Genomic DNA, 2,566 nt, shown 5'->3' on the forward strand with positions numbered 1-2,566 from the left:
AGCGCCTGCACAGTAGCGGTTTCGCCCGGGGCGAGCGTACCCGCAGCCGGCGTTACGCTGCTGATGAAGCCCGGCTGACCACCGAGGCCTTCAAGAATAACTTCACCGCTCCACTGTCCGGCACTGCTCCACCAGGCATTGCCAATCCAAACGTAGGCGTTTTCGAGCTCAATGGGCTCGGTAAACGTTAGCTGCTCCTGAATGGGAGTCATGCCAGTACCGCCCTGCCATAAAATGTGCGGTTTCGCGGGATTTAAGGCCTGAAAATTACCGCCCAGCTGTGCTATGATTTCAGCAGTCTGAATATCCGGAGTAGTGGTAAAAAGAATGGCAAAATCGTTGTTCCAGGTAGCACCATCCGCGAAATCGATAATGAAATCAGCGGCGTAGCCGGTCCAGCTGCCGGAAACAGGCATGTCTGAATACAGCACAAATTCACTGCCCTGAAAAAGCGCATTTTCGAAGGTTACAGGGTAGCCGTTTGCACTTTGGAGGCCTTCGGATGGCTGCTGAGCCGCGTTCATGCGGTCTTCAAAATCAGCAATCAAAAGCTGCTGGGCGGCTGTCGGGTTTTGAAGATCCCCATCAAGCCAGGCCTGAAGGGTGTTACGGTCAGCGAGGGCGGCTTCATCAGGCTGCATACTCAGCTGCTGCGTGAACCGGGCTGACAAATCACCTCGAAGCATTGCGGGGCGCTGCGCTGATTCAAAACCCGGAAACAAAAAGGAAAGCGGATCAGCGCTGTTATTGGTAAGGGTGAAATCAACAGTGCCCTCCGCATTGGCCGGGAGAGTGATTTCGAGCACATTTGGGTTTACTTCAGGTGTTTGCTGTGCGAGGGTCTTTGCCGGAGCTAAAGCAAGACCTGCACACGCAAGAAACAGCAGCATTGCTGTGAGAGCGTAGTTTTTGGAACGTATCATTATTTTTCCTTAGTGTTTTGATTCCGGTAAGGTGTAACTGTATGCGGGGCACTTGAGTTAGTAACACTTTGCTAAAGCACTATACCTATTAAATAGTTTGTTTTTTTACGGCTTCTTTCTGTGCCGTAAGGAATCTGAACTTTCCCCCTGCCCGATAAAGACAAAAAAGTTTTGAGGACTCCAAAATCCTGCTATCTTTAATCTAATATCACTATTTGATTAATATACACGACCGGCGATACCACACTGTAAAACAACTGCTTAAAAGGAGCAGCGGTTCTGTACGCCGGTGCAGGAAACCCTAACCTATTTAGATAAGGCTGTTATGTCCAGACAAGCAAAACGCGTCATTATCATCGGCGCCGCAGGGCGCGATTTCCACAATTTCAACACGGTTTTCCGCGACAACGCGCAGTACCGGGTTGTTGCCTTCACCGCGGCTCAGATTCCCGACATCGACGGGCGCCGCTATCCGGCTGAACTTGCCGGTTCGCTTTACCCGGAGGGCATCCCGATTTTTAATCAGGCTGAGCTGCCGGAGCTCATCCGCCGATTCGACGCCGACGAGTGCGTGTTTTCCTACAGCGATGTTTCCTATCAGGAAGTGATGCACGTTGCTTCGGTAGTGAACGCGGCCGGCGCTGATTTCCGGCTGATTGGTCCGCGCGCGAGTATGATCGCATCATCCAAACCCCTCATCGCCATAGGCGCGGTGCGCACGGGCTGCGGCAAGAGTCAGGTTTCGCGCCACATCATCGAATCCCTGATGAAGCAGGGCCTCAGAGTAGTGGCGATCCGCCACCCGATGCCCTACGGCGATCTCGTTGCGCAGAAAGTGCAGCGCTTTGCCACCGTAGAGGACCTCAGCCTGCACAACTGCACCATCGAAGAGATGGAAGAGTACGAGCCGCATGTAGTGCGCGGCAACGTGATTTATGCAGGCGTTGATTACGAGGCCATCCTGCGTGAGGCCGAGAAGGAGGCCGACATCATCGTGTGGGACGGCGGCAACAACGATTTCCCCTTCTACCGCCCCGACCTCATGATTACAATTGTTGATCCGCACCGTCCGGGCCACGAGCTCAGCTACTACCCCGGCGAAACCACGCTGCGCATGGCCGATGTGGTTATCATCAACAAAATGGAAAGCGCCTCACCCGAGGGCATACAGACCGTGCGCGAAAACATTCAGACCCTTGCCCCAAAAGCCATTGTGGTTGATGCGGCCTCTCCCCTGCGCGTTGAAGGCGCAGAGCTGATCCGCGGCAAGCGCGTACTCGTAGTCGAAGACGGCCCCACACTCAGCCACGGCGGCATGAAAATCGGAGCCGGCACCATTGCCGCGCGCAAATTCGGGGCTGCTTCTTTCGTAGATCCGCGGCCCTTTGCTACCGGCAAGCTGCAGCAGACCTTCGAAACCTACCCCGAAATCGGAAGCGTGCTGCCGGCTATGGGCTACGGGCAGCAGCAGATGCGCGACCTCGAAGCCACCATCAACGCTTCTGATGCCGATGTAGTCGTAATCGGCACCCCGATCGACCTGAGCCGCATCATCAGCATCCAAAAACCAACGGCGCGGGTAACCTACGACCTGCAGGAAATCGGCAAACCCGACCTGCACGAGATTCTCGCTGCATTTGTGG

Annotated in this window: 2 protein-coding genes; one reads left to right on the forward strand and one right to left on the reverse strand. The window is 54.8% G+C overall.

Annotated features, from left to right (window positions below):
* The coding region (locus tag LAT75_RS15585; protein WP_291483767.1) for a hypothetical protein at positions 1-923 on the reverse strand (923 nt) is incomplete at its 3' end.
* A 325-nt stretch (positions 924-1,248) separates the two neighbouring features.
* Between LAT75_RS15585 and LAT75_RS15590 the strand changes: the two genes are divergently transcribed.
* Positions 1,249-2,566 (forward strand): cyclic 2,3-diphosphoglycerate synthase (locus tag LAT75_RS15590; protein WP_291483769.1); only part of this gene is annotated, 1,318 nt, incomplete at its 3' end.

Source organism: Cyclonatronum sp., assembly GCF_022565315.1.
Classification (GTDB): Bacteria; Bacteroidota; Rhodothermia; order Balneolales; family Cyclonatronaceae; genus Cyclonatronum.